Source organism: Pediococcus siamensis (assembly GCF_047220215.1).
Taxonomy (GTDB): Bacteria; Bacillota; Bacilli; order Lactobacillales; family Lactobacillaceae; genus Pediococcus; species Pediococcus siamensis.
Genome location: NZ_CP178375.1, coordinates 1,975,380 through 1,998,270, shown reverse-complemented (window position 1 = coordinate 1,998,270; position 22,891 = coordinate 1,975,380). Strand labels below are relative to the sequence as shown.

The following is a 22,891-nucleotide window of genomic DNA, read 5'->3' as shown; positions in this document are numbered from 1 at the left end:
GCGACCCGCTTAAAAAACACAATTCTGACTTGCTTATAAGGAAGCACGCATTTGTGTGGTCGCAGAATTAAATTGACGATTAAAAATGGACAGACTTGTCCCCTTAGCCGTCAAAATATAAGATTCTGCACAAATAATTCCGGCAAAATCCCGGTAATCAGCTGTATGTTTAAGATTTGTGGCCACAGACATGGGCGTACTCCTTTCCGTATCAAGATAGTTTTCAGTCTAACATATGCTTTTTTGCCTGACAAGGAGCCGTAAAAGACAAATTTAAAAATTATCGGTATACTAGACTCTTGATGATATAGTAATTGTAGAATTGAGAGGAAGTCACATATGCTAACGTGGTCAGATGCGAAAACAAAGGCATTTCAGACAACTTTGCTAGATTGGTATGATAAGAATCGCCGCGAGTTACCATGGCGAAAAGATCATGATCCTTATCATATTTGGGTATCTGAAATTATGCTGCAGCAGACGCAGGTAAATACAGTTATCCCTTATTACCACCGATTTATGAAAATGTTTCCTACGATTGACGACTTAGCACGTGCGCCAGAGAACCAATTACTGAAAGCGTGGGAAGGTCTCGGCTATTATTCGCGGGTGCGTAATATGCAACGAGCTGCCCGGCAACTGCTAGATGATTATGATGGCAAATGGCCGCAAACTAAGGCCGGCCTTCAGGAATTGGTGGGAATTGGACCCTACACCGCAGGAGCCATTGCCAGTATTGCGTTTAATCAGCCGGAACCAGCTGTGGATGGGAATGCCTTTCGCGTATTTTCGCAACTGCTAGAAATTGAGGCTGACATTACTAAGCCGCAAACCCGGCAATTATTTGAAACGGTTATTCGTAAACTAATCCCGCATGATCGTCCTGGTGATTTTAACCAAGCTATCATGGACCTGGGAGCGAGTTATATGACGGCGAAAAATCCGGATAATGAGAATTCGCCGGTTCGAGCGTTTAATCAAGCGTACTTAGATGGGCGGGTCGCTGACTTTCCAGTACGCTCCAAACGGCTGAAACCCGTGGACAAGCAATTAGCTGCCCTAATTATTCATACACCCGAAGGCTATTTATTTCAGCAACGGGCCAGCAATGAATTGTTAGCTAAACTCTGGGCTTTTCCATTGCTAGCAAACGAAACGGATACTGAAGTTGAAGCACTCCCGACAGTACTTGCCGAGCAGTTCTGTGATGAAACTGAAATTAAAGTTGCCCTTCGCTGGGTAGCTGGTCCGGCGGTCACGCACACATTTACTCACCAAAAGTGGCATATCGCCTTGTTGCACGCTGACCTTCGCAAGCAACCCGATTTAAGTCATTTTGCGGGCCGGGTAGTACCTGAAGCAAAATTCGATCAACTGCCAGTTCCGACGGTGCAAAAGAAAATCTGGCAAGCCTATCAAAAACGGCAAATTAATTTATTTGACTAGAGGTAAGAAAATATGAAAACATTGGTCATTGTGGCTCATCCCCAACTGGCAGATTCCGGTACACAACAATTTTTGAAAACTAGTTTGCAAAACTTTTCGACCGTAACGTGGCACGTACTCGCGCCAGATGTGGATGTGGCCGCAGAACAAGCTTTGTTGCGGCGCCATGACCGGATTATTTTCCAGTTTCCCTTATACTGGTACAGTGCGCCGGCGCTGCTCAAACACTGGGAGGATGAAGTTTTAACCCGTAATTTTGTTTACGGCGCACAGCATGAGCTTGCACACAAAGAGTTAGGGATTGTGGTGACTACAGGAGATGCTAAACGTGAATTTGTGGCGGGGGGCAAGGAAGACTATACCATGTCAGAACTATTGCGTCCTTACCAGGCATTAGCACATAAGGCTCAGATGTCTTATTTACCGCCATTGCCGATTTTTCAGTTTGCATATTTAACGGACGCCCAAAAACAAGCATTGTTAGTCACTTACCAACAGTACATTACCAATTCAGATTTCACCAGTTTTCACGGTCAGGAGCTTTGGTTTGAAGGTCAATTGAAGGCCAAAATTGATCAAACAAAGGGCACCTCAAAACAGCAATTGACCCAAATCTTAACAGCGGTGCAGGATAATCGCGAACAGCTGGAAGAGTTGCGATGGACGCTGTCGTTGATTAAAGATAACGAGGATGAGTAAATGGACACAAATGAATGGGTTGAAGCCCAACTGAAAATATTAGCAGAAACGAGTAAGGAATATGAGGATCGTGCTTTTTTTAGAAGCTTGATGGCGCTTGTTGAAGAGCAACAAAAACGTTTGGAGCAAAGCCAAGGAGAAGTTGACGGTCGAACATGGAATCCAAGTAAGTGGTAACTTAAAATGACTAGAATTCATAATGAATTATTTGAGATGAAATGGCTGGGAAAAACACCAGCTTTTTTATTTTCGGATTTTAATAGATGGATGCAAGAAAAAAAGCGTCATACCGCTGCCTAACTACGACAACCAACCGATGCAAAACACAAAACAGTGCGTTTTTGAATGAGAGCCACCTTAGTATGCGTAAAATACAAACAATTTGTTTCACGGACTTTTTATTACAGGATAAGCATAGACAATATTTTGTGGATGTGCTATTCTACGTTCAAATCTCATTATTTTTTAATGTTTACCGTTTCGAAACGTTGATCGCGACAGAAAAGGCAATTTATAACACCTAAATCCAATCCTTAGACTGGTTTGGCAGTAAATGGGTCTAGTGGTGAATTGAGGCTCGGCAATTTGATCATGCAAGTAAGGTCAACTTAGAGATTGGTTTCCAGTGGAATGGTATCCCGGACTGAATTTTTAGGTGTGTTGCAATGTTGGGAACTTTAAAAGGGCCTTTTTTGAAATATGAAACTTGCTGGCAGGGGGCTTTTACAGTGAAATGGAGACGGTATTTTTTTCGTGTATTAGGGCAAACAGTTTTAACCGGCCTGTTGATGGCCTTTTTTGATATGGACAAAAATGGTCATATCCATATTGTACTGAACTTTTTTAACAGCTGGCTCATTCTCTCGTGGGGATGCCAATTTTTTCTGTTGCGAGGAAAACTCTGGACCCTCCAACAAATTTCTTTTCTGCAACGAGGAGCTCGTATTAATCAGCATGAACGTGAAAAGCGGCACAAACAAGACGCGTGGGGGCGGGTAGGTGTAGCCAATGTCCAAGAAAATCTAACGGTACAAAGATACGCCTTGCAGGATGCTAATTTTAATTCCATAGTGAATCTGTTTATACGGATGGGTTATGTGCTGCTGGGACCGCTAATTAGTATTTTCTTAATGGGAAAATTACTTTGGAAACAAAAATAGCAAAAAAATAAAATTACATCTTGATTAAAAGAATTAAAATGGTATGATAAAAACACGTCTTTAATTCAAAGGAGTTTTTATAATGAAAATTAAACCACAAACTCAATTGAATAGTTGTCGTTATTACTTTTGGTTTTTCCGCGTGTGATTTGTGGGAGCCAAAAGCGTTTTAGAGTGAACTAAAACCGGCCGCACAGATCACGTTAAATGACTGTGCGGGGGAATTAAAAGACCTACTGAGGAAAACCCCTTTTCAGTCATTGTGATGGCTGGGAAGGGGTTTTTTATATTTTAGGAGGAATGCTCATGAGCAAATTGATTAATCGAATGAAAAAAGAAGTTTCAGCACTGACACCTTCAGAAATCTTGGCATTTAACCAAGAAATTGCTGAAATTCCGGACATTGTCAAACTCACACTAGGAGAGCCGGATTTTAATACTCCCGACCATGTCAAGGCAGCGGCCATTCGTAGTATTGAAAATAACGAAAGCCACTACACAAATTCACGGGGGACCCTAGGATTACGACGAGCAGCCGCCCACTTTTTGCACCAAAAGTATCAGCTGGATTATAAGCCGGAAACACAGATCCTGGTAACAACGGGCGCCACTGAGGCCATTTATTCGTCACTCACCGCAATTTTAAATGCGAGCGATACGGTGATTATTCCAACGCCAATTTTTCCGCTCTACATTCCGGTGACGATGCTAAATGGTGCGAAACCGATTTTTATCGATACATCCGATGAGGGCTTTATTCTCTCTCCTGAAAAATTATCTGCAGCGATTGAAGCTAATAAGGATACCGTCAAGGCCGTGATTCTCAACTTTCCAAACAACCCCACGGGCGTAACGTATAAGCGAGAAGATTTGGCAAAATTAGCACGGGTAATTGAAAAACACGATATTTTTGTTGTTAGTGATGAAATCTATAGTGAACTGACCTATGAAGGTACACACGTTTCAATGGGGAGCCTGTTGCCTGAACAAACGATCGTCTTAAATGGGGTATCGAAATCTCATGCCATGACCGGCTGGCGGATTGGGTTACTATGTGGACCGGCTGATGTCATTACCCAAATCGGGAAAGTCCATCAATTTGCCATTACTTCTGCCACTACCAACGCGCAAGCGGCCGCACAAGAAGCGTTTGAAAATGGAATGGATGATGGTCAGAGGATGCGGGCTGTTTATCAAACCCGGCGTGATCTACTGGTTGCGGGACTTTCCCAAGCTGGTTTTACATGTGCGAATCCTAATGGGGCGTTTTATCTCTTCGCTAAAATTCCGGCGACGCTTAATCAGGATAGCTGGGCATTTTGCTATGACCTTGCCAAAAAGGCTAAAGTAGCCGTAATTCCGGGAGCTTCATTTGGTCCGGGTGGCGAAGGCTACGTCAGAATCAGTTACGCGGCCAGCACAGAGGATCTGAAAAAGGCCATTCAGCGCATTCAGACCTATGCGCGTGAAGAAGCTGTAACACCAATTGCCCAATAAAAAACGGAGGAGTGGTTTAAATGGATCAAACAAAAGCAAAACATAATATTACAAAAGAAGTTGTGATGAACACGTTAAATGGACTGTCAATCGGAATTATTGTGGCCTTAGTACCAAGTGCCTTGCTGAATCAGTTCTTAACGGCATTGTTGCCCGTTTTCCCGGCTGGAAGTACGATTATGGCCATGACAAATGCGGCCATGACACTATTACCAGCAGTAAGTGCCGTGTGTGTCGGCATGCTAGCTAAATTTTCACCTATTCAAACGACTTCAATTGCACTGGCTGCAGTGATGGGCGCTGGTAACTTTAAAGTTGGGACCAATGGATTTAATGTGAGTGGGACTGGCGATGTCATCAATATTGCCATTACCATCATGATTGGCTATGCGTTAATCTTATTATTGGGCCAACGGCTAAAAGCTTATACAATTCTGTTAATTCCAACGCTTGTGTTGGTGATTGCGGGGGGGATTGGCACTTTAACGTTAGGCCCAGTTAGTGGCATCACCAAACTGCTCGGTATCGGTGTGATGCAGTTAACTAACTTACAACCGATAGTCATGGGTGTGCTGTTAGGCATTGTTTTCGCACTTTTGATTATTTCACCCATCTCATCCGTGGGGATTGCGGCGGCCATCAGTATTCATGGCGTAGCTGCTGGTTCCGCCAATTTAGGAATTGTCGCGGCTGGGTTTGCATTGGCTATTTACGGATGGAAAGTAAATTCACTCGGAACTTCTTTAGCTCATTTCCTGGGGTCGCCAAAGATGCAGATGGCAAATATTATGTCCCGGCCTAAATTAGTTGTGCCAATTATCATTAATGCCGGTATTCTCGGCGGGCTCGGTGCCTTACTAAACATTCAGGGTACTGCTATGAGCGCTGGTTTCGGATTTTCAGGGCTAATCGGTCCCATCGCGGCCTTAAATGGTATGGGGGCAATAAGCGCAAGCTCACTGATCCTGGTTACCCTTCTGTTTTTTGTTTTGCCGATTGGGTTAGGGTTAGTCAGTGATTACTTGTTTGCCAATCGCCTGCATTTTTATAAAAACAGTGATTTTGAATTGAATTATGCTTAATCCAAGTTTTTCCGGGATCCCGAGTAAAGAGCGGGAATGGTTAGATTTAAATTAAAATAAAATTAAAAAATGTGTTGACTTCTCATTTTATCTCGCTATAATGAATTTATTCAATCAAAGGGAGATGAAGTCACATGCAACGTGTTCATAAATTAGTTAACCTAATCGATTTAGTCATTATTAGCTTAATTATTAAAGCGCACGGTGCTGTGACTTTAACCTTTTAGCTAATATTTTGAGATGGCCTAAAGAGGATAAAAAGTTACCCATCGTGCTTTCACAAGAAAGAAACGGTGGGTATTTTTTTATCCTCTTTTTGAATACTCCGAGGAGGACGCTTATGAAAAATAAATGGAAAATAACCGGGTTGACTTTAGCAACCATCACCTTATTGGCGGGGTGCGGAAAAACAACTGCCAGTACCGGAAATGGAAAATATGCCGCCCAACAAACCTACAATCTCATGAGTTCAACCGAACTTGAAACAATGGATCCTTCTTTATCGGATGACCAGGCGTCTGGTGTCCAGTTACAAAATACGAATGAAGGTTTATACCACACCGATCGCAATGGTAAGGTAACGCCCGCAGCTGCTAAAAGTACTACCGTCAGCAAAGATGGTAAAACTTACACTTTTCATTTGCGAAAAGGGATGAAATGGAGCAATGGCGATCCAGTAACGGCTGCTAATTTTGTTTATGGGTGGCAACGTAGCGTTAACCCAAACACCAAAGCACCTAATGCTTTTTTGTTTACAGCGGTTAAAAATGCCGATGCCATTGAGAGTGGTAAAAAGCAACCCAGTTCACTGGGTGTTAAAGCCGTTGATAAGTATACTTTCCGTGTGTCATTAGAAAAATCCGCACCCTATCTTAAGAAGCTAACTACCTTGATGGCATTTTTCCCGCAAGATAAAAAAGTGGTTCAAAAATATGGGAAAGCTTACGGAACCACAAGTGCCAAAACAGTTTACAACGGATCATTTGTGCAAAAGGGATGGACGGGATCCAACCTGAGCTGGAAATTAGTAAAAAACAAGAATTATTGGGATAAAAAGCATGTCCATTTACAAACTGTAAATATGAAAGTAGTGCAAAATCCAAGTACAGCTTTGAGCCTTTATCAGTCTAAGAAGTTAGATGATATCACCCTTTCTGGACAGCAAGCCGCTCAAGAAAAGAATAACAAAGCTTACTACTCGGTAATGGATAACCGAACCGATTATGCCGACTATAATTTCAAAGTTAAGGCTATGAAAAATCTTAATATTCGCCGTGCTTTATCGCTGGTCTTAAATCGTAACCAGTTAGCGACAAAAGTTTTGGCGAACGGTGCCAAAGCGCCCAAAGGATTTGTCCCGGCTGGATTTGCAACAAATCCGAAGACTGGCAAGGATTTTGCCAGTGAAGCGGAAGTTGCCAACACAGTCACTAAAAATAAGGCTTTAGCGAAAAAGTACTGGGCTAAAGGATTAAAACAACTTGGTGTTTCCAAGCTGACAATTAGTCTAATGTGTTGGGATGGAGATGCTAACAAACAAACTGCCGAATACGTTCAGAGCGCCGTTAACCAAACTTTAAAGGGTGCCAACGTAGAAGTGAATAGTTTACCAAAGAAAACAGCAATTACGAGAATGTCTGCCCACTCAGGCTGGGATATGGCATTAACTTCCTGGGGACCGGATTTCTTAGATCTAATGGATTTTCTGCAACTAGAGGAAACGGGCAATGCCTATAACTTTGGGTCTTACAGTAATAAGCAATTTGATAAATACATGGAATTAGCTGCTGATAGGGATGCAAACAACGAGGAAAAACGCTACGACGATTATCTGAAAGCTGAAAAGATTTTGATGAAGGATCAAGCAGTTTCCCCAATGGATCAGCCAGCATTAACTTATCTGCATAATCCTAAAGTCAAAGATGCGACAACTACAGCTAGTGGCGGCACTTATTTGAAGAGTGCGTATGTTGCTAAATAAATTGAGGTGAAAGTTATGAGTAGAGAAGATGTAGAAGAATTTGCACAACAGGATATGGTGGTACAAAGTGCTTTGCTAAAAATCCCCAGTATTTCGGCCCAGAACAAAGGGATTGAAGAAACGAAAACTTATTTGATGCAAAAATTTAAAGACTTAGGGGCCAAAAAAGTAGAAGAATGGCATGAACCAGGTGCCAATCCCGTCGTTTTTGCGGAATTTTCGGGACAAGCTGACAAAACCGTCTTGTTTTATAACCACTATGATGTGCAGCCACCAGAACCGTTAGAAGAATGGCGAACAGAACCGTTTGAGCCGACCTTTGCGGATGGTTATCTGTATGCACGTGGCGCCGGAGATGACAAAGGTGAGCTGATGTCACGTTTAAGTGTGGTGAGTTACTTCCAAAGTCACGGCGGGTTACCTTGCAATTTGAAATTCTTTGTTGAAGGTGGCGAAGAGGTTGGTAGTCCTAAAGTTCCAGATTTCGTTGCCCATCACAAAGCAGCTTTACAGACTGATGTTTGTGTTTGGGAAGGTGGCGATAAGAGTTCGGAGGAAAACTACGATATTACGACCGGTGTCAAAGGCATTGTGAGTTTTGATTTAGCCGTCAAAACTGCTGACGTGGATATTCATTCTTCCCTAGCTGCTTATGTGGATAATGCCGCGTGGCGGTTAGTTGAAGCGTTGTCCTCCTTAAAAGATTCGGAAACGGGCGAAGTTTTAGTTGAAGGTTTCTATAAAGATGTCGAGGGACTGGACGAAAGTACGCAGCGAGTTGTGGAAACAATGGATTTTGACGAAGAGACGGTCCGGCGTACCTATGGTTTGCGACGCCCGTTAGTCACTAATGACCCGAAGTATGCATTAGTGAATGCCCCCACGATGACCGTTAACGGGTTATCTTCGGGGTACGAAGGCGATGGGGTTAAAACAATTGTCCCCAAGGAAGCACGCGCCAAATTAGATTGCCGGTTAGTCCCGTCTCAGGATCCAGAAACCATTTTTCATTTAGTTGAAGCACAGCTAAAGAAAAATGGTTACGGCGATGTCAAAGCCACCTTTAATTTAGGGGAAGATGCTTTTCGATCTGACATCAATGACCCATTTGTAAAAGCCTGTGTGCAAACGGCTAAACAGGTTTACGGTCAAGAGAGAGCCAAGTTAATTCCTAACTCTGCGGGCGGTGGCCCTGAGAAGCCATTTTTCGATAATCTGCAGGTTCCGGTGGTTTCAATTGGCGTTGGTTATGCCAAAAGTGGCGCCCATGCACCAAATGAAAACATTCGGGTTAAGGATTATCAGGAGGGCGTTTATTACTTTACAGAGCTATTTAAAAATTTTGCAAATTAATTCTAAGGGGATTTGAATATGAAAAATCAGTGGAAAAAGCTAGGCACGGCGACACTTCTTTTATCAGTTTTACTTGCAGGATGCGGAAGCGCAAAGAGTTCTGAATCCAAAAATCAAAGCTTTAGTATTATGGAACAGTCGGATTTACTGACGATCGATAGTTCCCAGATTACAGATTTAACTTCATTCAATATGGTTAATAACACAGAAGAAGGTCTGTACCGGGTTGCCAAAGGAAATAAGCCGGTAGCAGGGTTAGCTGAAAAAGTGGTTAAACCGACTAATAATGGGAAAACCTACACCTTTAAATTGCGCAAAGGATTGAAATGGAGTAATGGGGATCCTTTGACAGCTCAAGATTTTGTTTATTCTTGGCGCCGAACGGTTAATCCAAAGACAAAAGCGGGCTACGCTTATATTATGCAAAACGTTAAAAATGCGACCGAAATTTCAGCCGGTAAAATGAGCCCGAATAAGTTAGGGATTAAGGCTTTAAATAAGCGGACATTACGCGTTACTTTGACACACGCGACACCATACTTCAAATACTTAATGGCGTTTGGGACCTTCTTCCCGCAAAATAAGAAGGTTGTTGAAAAATATGGTTCTAAGTATGGTACAAGCAGCAAATATATGGTCTACAGCGGTCCGTTTAAGATGGTCGGCTGGAACGGGACAAACATGAGCTGGAAACTTGTTAAGAATAACAAGTACTGGGACAAGAAAAATGTTGCAGTTAGCAAGATTCCCGTTAAAGTTGTAAAAGACCCTAATACAGCGCTTAACCTCTATCAATCAGGCAAGCTGGACGATGCTTTGCTTTCCGGCGAACAAGCTAGTCAAGAGAAGAGTAACAAAGCCTTTGTGAAGTATGAACAGGGGCAGACCGGCTATTTAGCAATGAGTTTTAAGAAGGGAAAGGCCACTGCCAATGTTAATGTCCGTAAGGCAATTTCACTGGTTATCAACCGTAAGACATTAACGTCCAAAGTTTTGGCGGATGGATCCACACCAGCGAAGGGATTCTTACCAAGCGCCTTTGTAACAAATCCAAAGACCGGGACCGACTTTACCAAGGATGCCAGTTATCCAGAAGCGGTGGCGCACAATGTTGCCAAAGCAAAGAAATACTGGCAAACTGGCTTGAAGCAAACAGGCAAGACCAAAGTCAACTTTGAGCTTGTGGTTAGTGATGATGATTCACAAAAGAAACTAGCTGAAGCAGTTCAAAGTGCGGTTGAACAAAATCTGCCGGGTGCAACAGTTACGGTTCGCTCACTGCCAACCAAAGGGGCGCAGAGTGCCCAACTGAGTGGTAACTTTGATATCACAATTGTACGTTGGATTGGTGATTACACAGATCCATTGACGTTTGCCCAGTTGGAAACAACCGGCAACACCTATAATTATGGTGATTTTTCAGACAAAACCTATGATAGCCTTGTGGCAGCAACCAATGGCAAAGACGCTAATAATGAGTCCAAACGTTATGAGGACTTTGTAAAAGCAGAAAAGCTTTTAATGCAAAAAGAAGCAGTTGTTCCGCTTTATCAAGCCGTTCAAACCCAGTTGGTTAATCCAAAGGTCAAAGGAATTGTTTACCATCCAACGGGAGCACCATATGATTACAAGTGGGCACATGTAGAAAAATAAATGGTTGAACTAAACTGAAGTTCAATTAAGAAAATAAAAAACAAAAAAGAAGTTCCCATAGCGATTGGCCGCTGAGGGAACTTCTTTTTTAGTTCAACTATCATGATATGAAATTAAAGGTTTTTATCCATATTGAAAGTTAGTTTAGAGAGAGTCAGACCTTCCGTTAACAGTTGATAGAATAACGACATGGTCCGTTTCTTCATTGCCGCAACCGTTTCGTGGTTAGCGTCGGTCAGGTATTCCGTTAGTTTTTCACCAGAATAGGCAGCCGCTTTTTTATCAACTTCAGCAACCCGCGCCCGTAACTTTTCTTGTGAAGCAGTAACATAGTCAATATCTTCTTGGATAAATTTGCTGTAGTGACCTTCAACAACGGACGAAAGAGCCCGGTACATCCAGTAAGCATCCTCTAAGTTCATAGTTTCAGAAGTATTGCTGTAGCTAGGATCCGTGTCTGTCGCGTTGTTATAGAATGGAACGTATGGGCAAAAGGCTGGAACGCCAAAGTTCAACCAGAAAATGGCAGACAACGCATCGGGCACGTTATTGCGAATTTGTAAGACGTGCGAGTTTTGTGTCCGGTTCATTGAGATGGGACGGAACTTCAAACGGTCTTTGTCATCGGCATGACCAAATGGATCGTAGGGCGTTTCGTTGTAGTGGGAACTTAAAATGTAGCCAACATCCTCAACCGAAATTTTGTGTTCTGTATGGCAGATAAAAGGTAGTTCAGCAGACTGTGGATCCTGTTGAATTTCAGGATTAAGGTAATGTTGGCCAAACCAAACCCGAGGAGTGTTATAGTGGCGGTCTTTTTCTGTTGAAGTTCCGAAAATGTGACGGAAATTCCAACCCGTTTTATCTGGGTTTAAATGATTTGTTTCCACAAATTCTTGAATACCTTCAGACCACATGAAGTTATCAGGATCATTGAAATCGATCTGTTGGATAGCCACTTGGTTAGCGGCAACAGCGTAAGCATCATCAGGAATGCGTTGTGCAACCCAGTGATGGCCCGTGACAATTTCCATGTACCAAACATCATTTTTATCGCTAAAAATAACACCATTGCCTTCAGGAGAACCATATTGGGCAATTAATTTACCTAAGTAAGCCACACCGTCTTTAGCGGAGTCAATATAAGGTAGCACCATCGTTGGCATGCTGTCTTCGGCTAAACCATCAGCTACCAAAGGGTCATAAGCTAGAGCTTTAGGGTTGCCATAGACACTTTCTGTTGCACTCATGGCCACGTTTTTTTCATTAAAGCCGCTTTCGTCATAAATGCCATCCTTAGCAGGATTGATATTCGGGACAGCACTGTGGCGGTACCCATTACTTGGTAATTTAGCAGTAAAGCCGTTTTGAGAAGAAGTGATGGTTTCGTTAACATCGCTTTCTGCTGGATGCATATAAAAACGGTGCGGTGCGATAGGCAAAAAAGTATCATCATTGCGGGCAATCATCGTTGATCCGTCAATCGATGCATTTTTACCAACTAAAACAGTTGTACAAGCTTTTTCCATCAATGTAAAAACTCCCTTTATAATTATTTGTTAAAACCATTCTAACGCAAAATGATTTTAACTTCATGAAGACGATGTTAAAGAGCTGTGTGGATTAAAATTGAAATCTAAGACGGGTGCAAAATAAACGGGGTCTGCGAGGATTTAGGGAGTTAGGTTGTGCGAACAACTAAAAGAACTTTTGTTTGCTTTCTTGGTTGCTTTATAAGATTATAGAGGATAAAGAATGGAGCGTTGTATCATGATATTTTTTTCACAGTTACTGCTGGGGTTTAACCACATTCCGTTTCCGCGAACCACAGCCAAAATCATTGCCTTGTTAATCATCATTATTGCAGGCTATCTTTATAATTGGTGGCAGAATCGCCGATGAAAGCTGCAGCTAAAATAACTTTAAACGATCTGTATGAGATTATGAATGCGCAGATGGGGCATCAAGTGTGGCTTCAAGAGGGAACGGACTGGGCAGAATCGCCTTGGGAAATTATTTATGGCGCGATTCTGGTTCAAAATACCAATTGGCAAAATGTGGCGCCCAGTTTGGTCAATTTAAAAACGAGGACTAATTTTGATCCAGAACGGGTCGCACATTTAGATTTGGCTGAACTGACCGACTTGATTCGAACTAGTGGTTTTTACACCCGAAAAACCCAAACCATCTATAATATCTGTCACTGGTTGGCAAGTTACCAGTTTAATCTCGCAAAAATTAAAGCTTATCCGCAGTCCAAATTACGCGCAGAATTATTAGCTTTAAAAGGAATTGGGAACGAGACCGCTGATTATATCTTAATGTATGTTTTCGACAAACCGAATTTTATGGTAGATGCGTATTCGCGCCGTCTTTTCGGCTGGTTGGGCTGTCAGCTGCCGGCCAAATATCGGGATGCGCAGCACCTTATTGAGGCGCAGGTGACATTTGATCTGAGCGGGTGGCAAAACTTTCATGCCCTGATTGTGAATTATGGCAAGGTAGTGAAAACACAGATGGCATTTACACAAAGCTTTTTGGGAAAATACCAAGGTCAGTTAATAATTGCATAAATAGTTGTATATATCCACAAATAATGACTAAAAATCATTATCTGTGGATTTTTTTGTATAAATAATTAAAAATGGATTGATTTTTGATGAGAAACTGGTAATATACAGTTATTGAATATTTATTCTATTTTAAACGTAATTATGAATATAAATACTTTAGCGGGGTAAGCACATGAAAAAACAAATTTTAGCAATGAGTGCCATTTTATTTTCTGGAATTTTATTTGCAGGTTGTTCAGCTGGAAAAGCCGACAGTAATCCAGAGACCATTAACGTCACATTAGCCGGTAATCCTGCCACGGCTGATCCGAACAAGGGCGGCGATACAAATAGTGGGAGTTTGTTTACACAAACAGATGAAGGATTGTATAAGCTGAATAAAAATCAAAAAGTAGTGGCTGGAGTTGCGACGAAGGTTGTGCAACCGACAAATAACGGCAAAACTTACACATTTAAAATTAAGAAGGATGCCAGGTGGTCTAACGGCAAGGCGATTACGGCACAGGACTTCGTTACCTCATTTCAACGGCAAGTGGATCCAAAGACCAAATCACAAGTTGCCAACCTGCTCACATATGTGAAAAATTATCAGGCAGTTCAAGATGGCAAAGTGAAACCATCGGCGTTGGGAGTTAAAGCTTTGAATAAAAAGACACTTCAAATTCAACTTTCAAAGCCGGAACCGTATTTAAAAACCGTTTTAGCAACTTCACTTTACCCGGTTTATACATCGTACGTGAAAAAATATGGATCAAGTTACGGCAGCTCTTCTCAAAAAATTGTGTCCAGCGGCGCTTACAAACTGGTTGGCTGGGATGCGACAAAAGATAGCTGGACTTACAAGAAAAACCCATACTATTGGAACGCTAAGCAAGTTAAATTAAGTAAGATTAACGTTCAGGTGGTGAAGGATGACACAACGGCAATTAATCTGTTTAAGGGTAATAAAGTCCAAGAAACCGCCATTTCTGGACAGACCGTAAGTCAGTTTGCCAATTCCAAGAACCTGAATACGCATCTGATTTCACGAATGGCGTTTCTTGAATTTAATTACCAGCATAAAGCAACAAGTAACGAAAACCTGTCAAAAGCGATCAGTCTGATTTTAAATCGGAAGACGATGACAACAAAGGTATTGGCAGATGGCTCAATTCCGGCACTGAACATGGTTCCCAAGGGAGATGCTACGGATGAGAAGAGCGGGAAAGACTTTGCCACTACAGTAGGAAATTTGCTTTCCTACAACGTTTCTGAAGCTCAAAAAGATTGGCAACGCGCACAAAAACAACTAGGTAAAAAGAAATTAACGTTGACCATGCTGGTTGATAATACCGCGACTGACAAGCAGGTCGGCCAATATATTCAAGGACAAGCCAAGAAATACTTAAAAGGGCTAACGATTACCATCAAACCGATGCCCCATGCCCAACACATTGGTGTGGCCTCTAATGGTGATTATGATATTAACTTGGATGGCTGGACAGGCGACAATCAAGATCCCGAAGAATTCCTCCAGCTTGGCAATGGCCAGGATCCGGTCAACTTCACAAAGTGGGCGGACAAACATTACACCAAATTAATGAATGAAATCGATGACACGAATCATCACACAACGAGCGAACGATGGGCTTTGATGCAAGAAGCAGATAAATATTTGATGGCAAAACAGGGAATTGTACCCCTCTATCAATCAACCGCGACGCATTTGGTCAGCAAGGATGTTAAAGGCTTAACGTATTCTAATCAGGGTGGCAATGCACTTTATCAGTATGCCTCAGTTAAATAAGGAGAGAGAAAAATGAAAGATAGCGAAAAAATTAGTATTTTACAGCATTTAATTCAAATTGAGTCCGTTAATGATCATGAAGAACAGGTTGCAGACTACATTGCCGCCCTGTTTGCTCCCTATGGTCAACAGGTGCAGATTACTAAGGTTCCTTTTGCCAAAGGTCGAGTAAATCTAGTGGTTACTATGGGCAACGGTAACGGAACGCACTTGGGATTCAGCGGGCATATGGATGTGGTGGATCCTGGTAACGTTGAGAAATGGGAGCATGCCCCGTTTGGCGGTGAAGTAGATGAGGCTAGTAATAAACTATTTGGCCGTGGAGCCTCCGATATGAAAAGTGGGCTAGCAGCTGCAGTGATTGTGATGTTGGAACTATTGGAGTCTAATACCCCAGTCCAAGGTCAAATTAAGCTGCTAGCTACGGTGGGCGAAGAAACCGGAGAGTACGGGGCTCATGTGCTTACTCAAGCAGGGTATGCGGATGACTTGGACGGCCTTATCATTACGGAACCGCATATGGATGGTATTATTACCAGTTGTAAAGGTGTCATTGATTATCAGGTGACGTCAGTTGGGGTACCGGCGCATAGTTCACGACCAGACATGGGTGTCAATGCCATCGATAACTTAATTCAATTTTACTTAGCTGTTAAACAGTTGATGGCTCAACACCAAGAAGAAAATCCTAAATTAGGAAAGATGACGCATAGCATTGACATTATTGAAGGCGGGAAGCAGGTTAACAGTGTGCCTGATTTTGCGATGCTGAAAGGCAATATTCGCTCAATTCCTGAATATTCGAATGAACAGATTTTTGCTGATATCCAAGCCATCGTCGCGAAGTTGAATGCGAGTGATCCCCAAATGAAGCTGGCAGTGAAGTTCATTTACCCCGAAGTTCCCATTATTAACGGTGAAAATCAACTCACAAAACTGGCTCAAGAAATCAGTCCAAAATACTTTGCTAAAACCCTGCCGGTTGAAAGCTCTTCTGGTGCTAACGATGGTTCTGAGTTTGTACAAGCGCAAAAAGACTTTCCGATTATTCTGGTGGGGCCAGGGAATAATTCTTCGCATGGCTATGATGAGTACGTGGATCTTGACCAGTATTTGACGAGCATTCAATATTTGGCAGACGTTGCACAGCAGTTTGTCGGTATTGCCAAAACTGCTAAGGTAGAAGCTTAGGATTTGCTCGCCAAAAGGCCGTTTATAATTAACTTCAAGCCAACTTCAAATTGCTGTTTGGCAGTGTAGGTGTTACGGAACTGAACGGCTGCTTGCATGTGATTGAGTTTGGCATCATGGGTAATTTGGTGCATTTTCTGAACTTGGTCATGAAGGTAGGCGGCTTGTTTACTGTTAATTTCAGAACGAAATTGCTGTTCGCGGGTTAAGTCAATTATTAAACCGGTAAGAAAAAAATCAATCGTGGTCATGGCTTCGTTGGCTTCGGTCTCGCTAAAGCCGGCGGTTACGAGAATGGCCATAATGTGATCCATCAACGTTAGCCGCGTTTTTGATGCCGGAATGGTTTCTAACATGAGTTCGGCAGCGTGAGGATGTGCCGTATAAACAGCAAAAATAGTTCGAAATAATTGTGTCAACTGTGTCTGCCAGTCCCGTTGATTATCGGGAAATGTAATTTGGGAGGCGATCTCATCGGCCATGGCCTGAAGCAAAGCCTGTTTATTTTCAAAATGCCAGTAAAGGGTCGAAGCATCGACTTTGAGGGTGGCTGCGACTTTACGCATGGAGAATTGATCAAGCGTGCGGCACTCAGCTAGTGTAGCGAGTGAAGTTTGAATGATTTGGGATCGCGAGATTTTTGCTTTGGGCATGTCAAGTGACGCTCCTTTTTAGAATTGATAAAGTGTTAATTGTCAAAACAGTGATGATAAGAATCGCTATTTTAAAAATTAACGCTTTTTTTGTTGACTTATCCAACAGTGTTGGATAAATTGGTATAATCATAACATGAAAGTTAGAAATGGAGGAAGCATGTGAGAATTTTAACAGCACACGCCAAAAAATATTGGGGAGATATTTTATTTGCCGTTATCACAGTGATCGTAATGGCGGCAGCAACGCTTTGGCAACCGCGATTATTACAGGATGTGATTAATGCCATTTTAAAAGATCAAAATCACAAAATAGTTAATCTGGGTATTATGCTGATCGTGATTGCCGTTGTAGGGCTGCTCGCGGGGATCTTAAATACGGTTTTGTCGGCAAAAGTGGCGCAATCGATGAGTGCCGATTTGCGTGAAACTATATTTCGCAAAATTGAAACTTTTTCTTTTGGCAATATTGAAAAGTTTCAAGCCGGAAACTTGGTGGTGCGATTAACGAATGATGTCACCCAAATTCAAAATCTAATCATGACAACACTACAATCCCTTTTACGGGTGCCAATTTTATTTATCGGGGCGTTTGTCCTCGCAATTAACACAATCCATCAACTATGGTGGATCATTGTGCTTTTGGTGATTGTCGTGCTTGCAATTTCAGCTGCAACTTTTGGACAGATGGGTCGCCATTTTGGGTTGATGCAGGGTTTAATTGATCGCGTTAATGAACTTGCTAAAGAAAATTTGATTGGTGTTCGGGTCGTTAAATCCTTTAATCAGGAGGCTAACGAAAAGAAGCGATTCAATGAAGTTTCAGATAAATTAAATGAACAAAATATTTTTGTGGGGACCCTATTTTCGATCTTAATTCCAGCTTTTACACTTGTCGGCAACCTGGCAGTTGTGGCAGCAATCTATTTCGTTGGCGATTTGGCTAAGAGTGATCCCGGAAGCGTGGCTGCGATTGCTTCGTTTGTGAATTATTTGATGCAAGTCATGTTTGCTATCATTATTGGCGGCATGATGATGACATTTAGTGCTCGCGCCATGGTTTCACTGCAACGTATTCGTGAAGTCTTGAACACACAGCCAGATATTACGTATCCAGATGTGGCTGAGCAGCAGTTAGACGGGTCAGTCAGTTTTGAAAAAGTATCTTTCACCTATGGAGAAGACGAAGCACCAACTTTAAAAGAGATTAGTTTCCAGGTGAAATCAGGCGAAATGATCGGTATTGTGGGAGCAACGGGATCCGGAAAATCAACCTTAGCGCAGTTGATTCCTCGGTTATTTGATCCGCAACAAGGCGTGGTCAAAGTCGGCGACATTGATTTAAAGCAAGTTAATGAACGTTCGTTACGGCAAACAGTAGCGTTTGTGTTGCAGCGGGCAATTTTATTCTCGGGAACAGTGGGTGATAATTTAAGGCAAGGTAAACATGATGCCTCCGAACATGATATGGATCGGGCCAGTCGGATTGCCCAAGCTGCTGAATTTATTGATCGGCTGCCGGAACGCTATGAAGCACAAGTCGAAGAACGCTCAGCTAACTTTTCAGGCGGGCAAAGGCAGCGGTTATCTATCACCCGCGGTGTTATTGGGCAACCAAAGATTCTGATCATGGATGACTCCACTTCTGCCTTGGATGCTCAATCAGAAAAGCTGGTCCAAGAAGCTCTAGACCATGAGTTAAAAGGCACAACAACATTTATTATTGCTGAAAAAATTGCTTCAGTACTTCATGCAGATCGCATTTTGGTCATGGATGATGGCCGTTTAGTCGATGAAGGCACCCACGAACAGCTCGTTAAAAGTAACCGAATTTATCAAGAAATTTATGCAACCCAAAAAGGAAGGGAGGCACTTAAATGACCGAAATCGGGAAAGCCATTAAATTCTTTTATCACTATATGAAACGCTATAAACTTGGTTTTACTGTCACAATTCTAGCGATTATGGCATCTACGTACTTCCAAGTAAAAGCACCGGTTTATATGGGAAAGGCCATCACTGAACTTGCGAACTATGTTATCGGCCTAACCCGCGGCGTGAGTGATAAAGGTTCATTTATTATGCACGCAATTTGGTTGTTGTTGCTCTTTTATGTCTTGACAACAGTCGGCATGTTTATTTCCAGTATTGTGGTGACGTATATTTCGGGAAATTCCACAAATCGGATGCGTCGCGGATTATTTGCAAAATTGCAGCGAATGACGATCAAGTTCTTTGATTCTCATCAAGATGGTGATATTCTGAGTCGTTTTACAAGCGATTTGGATAACATCTCTAATGCATTAAATCAGGCTTTAGGGGAGATCTTACTGAATATTGCGATGATGATTGGAATTATCATCATGATGTTTCATGAAAGTGTGCCGCTTGCGTGGGTAACAATCGCGTCAACCCCGTTGGCGGTCCTTATTGCAGTCGTTTTAATTGCTAAAACACGTAAATACGTTGATTTACAACAAGATGAAGTGGGAAAACTTAACGGCTACATTAATGAACAAATTAGTGGGCAAAAAATTGTGATCACCAATGGGTTGCAAAAAGAAGCGATCGCGGGGTTCTTACCGCATAATGAACGAGTCAGAAAGGCGACTTTCAAGGGTCAAGTTTATTCAGGAATGCTGTTTCCTGTTATGAACGGATTGTCTTTGGTGAATACGGCAATTGTCATCTTTTTTGGCAGTTGGCTAGCGTTAAATGGCGACATGTCACGAACCGCAGCCTTAGGATTAGTGGTCGTGTTTGTGCAGTATTCCCAACAGTTTTATCAACCGATTTCACAAATTTCTTCACTTTACAGCATGTTCCAAGTAGCGATTACCGGAGCGCGCCGCTTGAACGAAACGTTTGAAGAACCAGATGAAGTTAATCCCCAAAATGGCAAACAATTAACGGGCTTGGTCGAAGGGGTAGCATTGAATCACGTCCATTTTGGTTATCGCCCAGACAAAGAAATTCTGCACGATGTTTCGATGAATGTGGAAAAGGGACACATGGTTGCGCTAGTAGGTCCGACGGGTTCTGGGAAAACAACCATCATGAATCTGCTGAATCGTTTTTATGATGTCAACTCAGGTTCCGTTACGTTTGACGGTGTTGACGTGACGGCGATTGACCTTCAAAGTCTGCGTGATCATGTTGGGATTGTTTTGCAGGACAGTGTGCTTTTTTCGGGGACAATTCGGGAAAATATTAGCTTTGGTAAACCAGCAGCTAGTGATGAAGAGATCTATGCAGCGGCCAAACAAGCTGATATTCATGATTTTATTATGAGTTTAGATAAGGGTTATGAAACCCACGTTTCGGATGAAAATTCAGTTTTCTCAACGGGACAAAAGCAGCTCATTAGCATTGCTCGAACAATTCTGACCAATCCGGCACTTTTAATCTTGGATGAGGCAACTTCCAATGTGGATACGGTAACGGAAGCTAAGATTCAAAAAGCGATGGATAATGTCATTCAAGGGCGTACCAGTTTTGTCATTGCTCACCGGTTAAAAACCATTTTGAACGCCGATAAAATCGTGGTGTTGAAGGATGGTAAAGTAATCGAACAGGGCAGCCATGAACAGCTCTTAGAAGCGAAGGGATTCTATTCCGAACTTTATCATAATCAATTTGTTTTCGAATAAATCGACAAATAAAACGAAGCAGGACAAATTTACTTTGGGCTGCTTCGTTTTTTTGTTGACTTTCAAGAACACATGTTCGTATAATGAAGTGCAAAGAGGTGATAGGGATGAATTACGAACGAGAGCCTCATGGCGTGTACTTTATGATTGATAATAAATCTTTTTACGCCAGTGTTGAATCAGTTGCGCGCAGCGAGGATCCTTTGGAATCAGTTATTGTGGTCATGTCAGAAGCCGAAAACACGAATGGCGGGTTAATTTTAGCAGCCTCACCTACTGCCAAACGGCTATTTGGCTTATCCAACGTATCGCGTTGCCGTGATTTGCCCCACGATGAGCGCCTGTCTGTTGTTCCGCCGCGCATGAATCTGTACATCAAAAAGAATTTAGAAATTAATCAGATTTTTACGCAATTTGTTGCTGATGAAGATTGCTATCCCTACTCCATTGACGAATCAATTTTAGATATGACAAAGTCGTGGCGCCTATTTGGCAAGACACCACTAGAAGTTGCTAAAAAAATGCAGACCACCGTTCATGACCGCCTAGGATTATGGACCACCATTGGCATTGGCGAAACGCCGGTGCAAGCTAAGTTAGCCTTGGATCTGTTTGCTAAACATGATCAGGACTTAATGGGGGAATTGACCTACGAAAGTTTTCCGCAGAAGATCTGGTCGATTACAAAACTTGAATCTGTTTGGAGTATTGGCAGGCGGACAGCAGCACATTTGAATCGCGTCGGAATTCACAGTATGGATGATTTGGCCCACGCCAATCCCTATGAGCTTAAAACAGAATTTGGCGTTATTGGCACACAATTGCTAGCACTGGCTTGGGGCATTGATCGCAGTGAATTAAGTAACCTGATTACGCCGCACGATAAAAGCTGGGGTAATTCTCAGGTGTTACCAAGAGATTATCTGGACCAAAAGGAAATCGAAACGGTTATCAAAGAGATCGGGAACCAGGTAGCTTCCCGCATGCGTCATCACCATCAACAAGCAGGATGTGTCAGTTTAATGATTGGGTTTTCCTATGCCAGTACAAATGGAGATGGTCGAAGCGGATTCGCACATACCATGCGCATTGATACGACGGATAACCCAGATCAAATCAATCAATACTTAATTAATTTATTTCGTGGCTCTTGGAATGGAGAGGGGATTCGCAATATTGCGGTTGGTTTGTCGCATTTATCGACTAGTCGTAGTTTGCAGCTGGACCTGTTTACTAATCCCCACACACAAATCAAGCAAAATCTTATGGTCCGTGTCCTAGATAAAATTCACGATCAATTTGGGGCAACGGCGCTCATTCCAGCCAGTAGTTTATTAAACGGCGCCACAATGCTGGAACGTTCAGCATTAGTGGGCGGCCATAATGGAGGGAACAGTTTTGACTGAAACAAGACAACAAGCAGCACAAGTGATTTTGGAACGGTTGGCAAAGGATTTTTTACGCAAATCACGCACAATCTATCAAATGTTGGTTGTCCGCGATCATTTTGATCAGGTTTATAACTTCTTTCTGGTCATAAAACCTAAGCACGATCGGCAGAAGTCAATTCCGTTACATACCCTCGAGAGTTATGATTTGGCCTATTTGGAGGGTGTTGTGCAAGAAATTAAACAGCAAACCCAAATCACCATACAGTATCGAGGCTTTGAAGAGCTTGTTTGGCCGCAAGCACAGACCAGAATCAGTAAGAGGTGAGTAGTATGATTATTCATCGGGTTAACGAAGCAGTAATTGAAAGGTTCTTTAAGAATGACTATCAAGACCGGGGAATGTTAAAGTGGGGCGGCTTTTTTCTTTCCGATCATACGAGTGCCATCCAAAAAATGAAACGTGACCAAATTCCAGAAAAAATACGCCCTCAACAAACCACACGACAAGTTAGTCAAGCTTTAGAACAAGCATGGTTAAAGAAAAAGACTGTCCATGTCCAACTCAAAATATTTCATCAAGGCGAAACCTTGGTCTCTCTAACTGGTCAGGTGTCTGGATTTCAAGGTGATCAAATTGTTTTTCGGACTACGGAGGACCAGCCTAAAAAAGTTTCCCTGGAAGAAATTCGCAATGTGAACGTGGTGGAAGCCCCTGTTGATTGGCATAATTTTCATTAAAAAATCGGTCTAAACAAATGCGATGAGGCATCAGTTTA

22 protein-coding genes are annotated in these 22,891 nt (G+C 42.3%); 19 read left to right on the top strand and 3 right to left on the bottom strand.

Translation table 11 applies throughout. The features are described 5' to 3' along the window. Positions 1 to 33 precede the first annotated feature (33 nt). Positions 34 to 192, bottom strand: coding sequence for a hypothetical protein (locus tag ACLJJ6_RS09600; RefSeq protein ID WP_412989232.1), 159 nt, complete (start codon positions 190 to 192; stop codon positions 34 to 36). Positions 193 to 339: 147 nt separating this feature from the next. Between ACLJJ6_RS09600 and mutY the strand changes: the two genes are divergently transcribed. From mutY to ACLJJ6_RS09550, 10 genes are all read left to right on the top strand, one after another. Next, entirely contained in the window at positions 340 to 1,446 is a 1,107-nt protein-coding gene (gene mutY, locus ACLJJ6_RS09595; protein WP_412989231.1) for an A/G-specific adenine glycosylase, read from the top strand. A gap of 12 nt (positions 1,447 to 1,458) precedes the next feature. Further along, on the top strand, positions 1,459 to 2,145 hold the full coding sequence (locus ACLJJ6_RS09590) for an NAD(P)H-dependent oxidoreductase (protein WP_412989230.1): 687 nt from the start codon (positions 1,459 to 1,461) through the stop codon (positions 2,143 to 2,145). After that, positions 2,146 to 2,322, top strand: coding sequence for a hypothetical protein (locus tag ACLJJ6_RS09585; RefSeq protein ID WP_412989229.1), 177 nt, complete (start codon positions 2,146 to 2,148; stop codon positions 2,320 to 2,322). It begins immediately after the preceding gene. Between the two features lie 185 nt (positions 2,323 to 2,507). Further along, a complete protein-coding gene (locus ACLJJ6_RS09580) occupies positions 2,508 to 2,669 on the top strand; it encodes a hypothetical protein (RefSeq protein WP_412989228.1) in 162 nt (53 codons plus the stop codon). A gap of 141 nt (positions 2,670 to 2,810) precedes the next feature. Continuing rightward, positions 2,811 to 3,305 (top strand): hypothetical protein, encoded by a 495-nt coding sequence (locus ACLJJ6_RS09575; RefSeq protein WP_412989227.1) that lies wholly within the window; start codon positions 2,811 to 2,813, stop codon positions 3,303 to 3,305. Positions 3,306 to 3,611: 306 nt separating this feature from the next. Beyond that, positions 3,612 to 4,802, top strand: a complete 1,191-nt coding sequence (locus ACLJJ6_RS09570) for an aminotransferase class I/II-fold pyridoxal phosphate-dependent enzyme (RefSeq protein ID WP_412989226.1) — start codon at positions 3,612 to 3,614, stop codon at positions 4,800 to 4,802. Between the two features lie 20 nt (positions 4,803 to 4,822). Beyond that, positions 4,823 to 5,884: a PTS transporter subunit IIC gene (locus ACLJJ6_RS09565; RefSeq protein ID WP_412989225.1), complete on the top strand. Its 1,062-nt coding sequence runs from the start codon at positions 4,823 to 4,825 to the stop codon at positions 5,882 to 5,884. A gap of 340 nt (positions 5,885 to 6,224) precedes the next feature. Continuing rightward, positions 6,225 to 7,865, top strand: coding sequence for a peptide ABC transporter substrate-binding protein (locus ACLJJ6_RS09560; protein WP_412989224.1), 1,641 nt, complete (start codon positions 6,225 to 6,227; stop codon positions 7,863 to 7,865). A gap of 15 nt (positions 7,866 to 7,880) precedes the next feature. Continuing rightward, the gene (locus tag ACLJJ6_RS09555) at positions 7,881 to 9,218 is read left to right on the top strand and encodes a M20/M25/M40 family metallo-hydrolase (protein ID WP_412989223.1); all 1,338 of its coding nucleotides are present in this window, start codon (positions 7,881 to 7,883) and stop codon (positions 9,216 to 9,218) included. A gap of 18 nt (positions 9,219 to 9,236) precedes the next feature. Next, complete coding sequence (locus tag ACLJJ6_RS09550) at positions 9,237 to 10,871, top strand: peptide ABC transporter substrate-binding protein (protein WP_412989222.1); 1,635 nt, start codon at positions 9,237 to 9,239, stop codon at positions 10,869 to 10,871. 113 nt (positions 10,872 to 10,984) lie between these two features. Here the strand turns inward: ACLJJ6_RS09550 and ACLJJ6_RS09545 are convergent, their stop codons facing one another. Next, complete coding sequence (locus tag ACLJJ6_RS09545) at positions 10,985 to 12,403, bottom strand: C69 family dipeptidase (protein WP_412989221.1); 1,419 nt, start codon at positions 12,401 to 12,403, stop codon at positions 10,985 to 10,987. Between the two features lie 238 nt (positions 12,404 to 12,641). Between ACLJJ6_RS09545 and ACLJJ6_RS09540 the strand changes: the two genes are divergently transcribed. The 4 genes from ACLJJ6_RS09540 to ACLJJ6_RS09525 all read left to right on the top strand — a co-directional run bounded on the left by ACLJJ6_RS09540 (position 12,642) and on the right by ACLJJ6_RS09525 (position 16,421). Continuing rightward, the gene (locus tag ACLJJ6_RS09540) at positions 12,642 to 12,773 is read left to right on the top strand and encodes a hypothetical protein (RefSeq protein WP_412989220.1); all 132 of its coding nucleotides are present in this window, start codon (positions 12,642 to 12,644) and stop codon (positions 12,771 to 12,773) included. Then, positions 12,770 to 13,444, top strand: a complete 675-nt coding sequence (locus tag ACLJJ6_RS09535) for an endonuclease III domain-containing protein (protein WP_412989219.1) — start codon at positions 12,770 to 12,772, stop codon at positions 13,442 to 13,444. Before ACLJJ6_RS09540 ends, ACLJJ6_RS09535 begins: the two co-directional genes overlap by 4 nt. A 172-nt stretch (positions 13,445 to 13,616) precedes the next feature. Beyond that, complete coding sequence (locus ACLJJ6_RS09530) at positions 13,617 to 15,230, top strand: peptide ABC transporter substrate-binding protein (protein ID WP_412989218.1); 1,614 nt, start codon at positions 13,617 to 13,619, stop codon at positions 15,228 to 15,230. 12 nt (positions 15,231 to 15,242) lie between these two features. Beyond that, a complete protein-coding gene (locus tag ACLJJ6_RS09525) occupies positions 15,243 to 16,421 on the top strand; it encodes an ArgE/DapE family deacylase (protein WP_412989217.1) in 1,179 nt (392 codons plus the stop codon). Here ACLJJ6_RS09525 and ACLJJ6_RS09520 read toward each other — a convergent pair. Further along, complete coding sequence (locus ACLJJ6_RS09520; protein WP_412989216.1) at positions 16,418 to 17,074, bottom strand: TetR/AcrR family transcriptional regulator; 657 nt, start codon at positions 17,072 to 17,074, stop codon at positions 16,418 to 16,420. The two genes, ACLJJ6_RS09525 and ACLJJ6_RS09520, sit on opposite strands and share 4 nt — an antisense overlap. Positions 17,075 to 17,236: 162 nt before the next feature. Between ACLJJ6_RS09520 and ACLJJ6_RS09515 the strand changes: the two genes are divergently transcribed. The 5 genes from ACLJJ6_RS09515 to ACLJJ6_RS09495 all read left to right on the top strand — a co-directional run bounded on the left by ACLJJ6_RS09515 (position 17,237) and on the right by ACLJJ6_RS09495 (position 22,853). After that, positions 17,237 to 18,955 (top strand): ABC transporter ATP-binding protein, encoded by a 1,719-nt coding sequence (locus tag ACLJJ6_RS09515; RefSeq protein ID WP_412989215.1) that lies wholly within the window; start codon positions 17,237 to 17,239, stop codon positions 18,953 to 18,955. Further along, on the top strand, positions 18,952 to 20,724 hold the full coding sequence (locus ACLJJ6_RS09510; protein WP_412989214.1) for an ABC transporter ATP-binding protein: 1,773 nt from the start codon (positions 18,952 to 18,954) through the stop codon (positions 20,722 to 20,724). Before ACLJJ6_RS09515 ends, ACLJJ6_RS09510 begins: the two co-directional genes overlap by 4 nt. Positions 20,725 to 20,831: 107 nt before the next feature. Further along, positions 20,832 to 22,130, top strand: a complete 1,299-nt coding sequence (locus ACLJJ6_RS09505) for a Y-family DNA polymerase (RefSeq protein WP_412989213.1) — start codon at positions 20,832 to 20,834, stop codon at positions 22,128 to 22,130. Continuing rightward, the gene (locus ACLJJ6_RS09500; protein ID WP_412989212.1) at positions 22,123 to 22,440 is read left to right on the top strand and encodes an acetyl-CoA carboxylase; all 318 of its coding nucleotides are present in this window, start codon (positions 22,123 to 22,125) and stop codon (positions 22,438 to 22,440) included. The genes ACLJJ6_RS09505 and ACLJJ6_RS09500 overlap by 8 nt, the downstream gene beginning before the upstream one ends. A 5-nt stretch (positions 22,441 to 22,445) precedes the next feature. After that, entirely contained in the window at positions 22,446 to 22,853 is a 408-nt protein-coding gene (locus tag ACLJJ6_RS09495) for a hypothetical protein (protein WP_412989211.1), read from the top strand. The last annotated feature ends 38 nt before the right edge of the window (positions 22,854 to 22,891 follow it).

Excerpts from the sequence above, each read along its gene's own strand:
- ACLJJ6_RS09600 (WP_412989232.1), bottom strand. The coding sequence starts at position 192 with ATGTCTGTGGCCACAAATCTTAAACATACAGCTGATTACCGGGATTTT.
- mutY (WP_412989231.1), top strand. The coding sequence starts at position 340 with ATGCTAACGTGGTCAGATGCGAAAACAAAGGCATTTCAGACAACTTTG.
- ACLJJ6_RS09590 (WP_412989230.1), top strand. The coding sequence starts at position 1,459 with ATGAAAACATTGGTCATTGTGGCTCATCCCCAACTGGCAGATTCCGGT.
- ACLJJ6_RS09585 (WP_412989229.1), top strand. The coding sequence starts at position 2,146 with ATGGACACAAATGAATGGGTTGAAGCCCAACTGAAAATATTAGCAGAA.
- ACLJJ6_RS09580 (WP_412989228.1), top strand. The coding sequence starts at position 2,508 with ATGCGTAAAATACAAACAATTTGTTTCACGGACTTTTTATTACAGGAT.
- ACLJJ6_RS09575 (WP_412989227.1), top strand. The coding sequence starts at position 2,811 with ATGTTGGGAACTTTAAAAGGGCCTTTTTTGAAATATGAAACTTGCTGG.
- ACLJJ6_RS09570 (WP_412989226.1), top strand. The coding sequence starts at position 3,612 with ATGAGCAAATTGATTAATCGAATGAAAAAAGAAGTTTCAGCACTGACA.
- ACLJJ6_RS09565 (WP_412989225.1), top strand. The coding sequence starts at position 4,823 with ATGGATCAAACAAAAGCAAAACATAATATTACAAAAGAAGTTGTGATG.
- ACLJJ6_RS09560 (WP_412989224.1), top strand. The coding sequence starts at position 6,225 with ATGAAAAATAAATGGAAAATAACCGGGTTGACTTTAGCAACCATCACC.
- ACLJJ6_RS09555 (WP_412989223.1), top strand. The coding sequence starts at position 7,881 with ATGAGTAGAGAAGATGTAGAAGAATTTGCACAACAGGATATGGTGGTA.
- ACLJJ6_RS09550 (WP_412989222.1), top strand. The coding sequence starts at position 9,237 with ATGAAAAATCAGTGGAAAAAGCTAGGCACGGCGACACTTCTTTTATCA.
- ACLJJ6_RS09540 (WP_412989220.1), top strand. The coding sequence starts at position 12,642 with ATGATATTTTTTTCACAGTTACTGCTGGGGTTTAACCACATTCCGTTT.
- ACLJJ6_RS09535 (WP_412989219.1), top strand. The coding sequence starts at position 12,770 with ATGAAAGCTGCAGCTAAAATAACTTTAAACGATCTGTATGAGATTATG.
- ACLJJ6_RS09530 (WP_412989218.1), top strand. The coding sequence starts at position 13,617 with ATGAAAAAACAAATTTTAGCAATGAGTGCCATTTTATTTTCTGGAATT.
- ACLJJ6_RS09525 (WP_412989217.1), top strand. The coding sequence starts at position 15,243 with ATGAAAGATAGCGAAAAAATTAGTATTTTACAGCATTTAATTCAAATT.
- ACLJJ6_RS09520 (WP_412989216.1), bottom strand. The coding sequence starts at position 17,074 with ATGCCCAAAGCAAAAATCTCGCGATCCCAAATCATTCAAACTTCACTC.
- ACLJJ6_RS09510 (WP_412989214.1), top strand. The coding sequence starts at position 18,952 with ATGACCGAAATCGGGAAAGCCATTAAATTCTTTTATCACTATATGAAA.
- ACLJJ6_RS09505 (WP_412989213.1), top strand. The coding sequence starts at position 20,832 with ATGAATTACGAACGAGAGCCTCATGGCGTGTACTTTATGATTGATAAT.
- ACLJJ6_RS09495 (WP_412989211.1), top strand. The coding sequence starts at position 22,446 with ATGATTATTCATCGGGTTAACGAAGCAGTAATTGAAAGGTTCTTTAAG.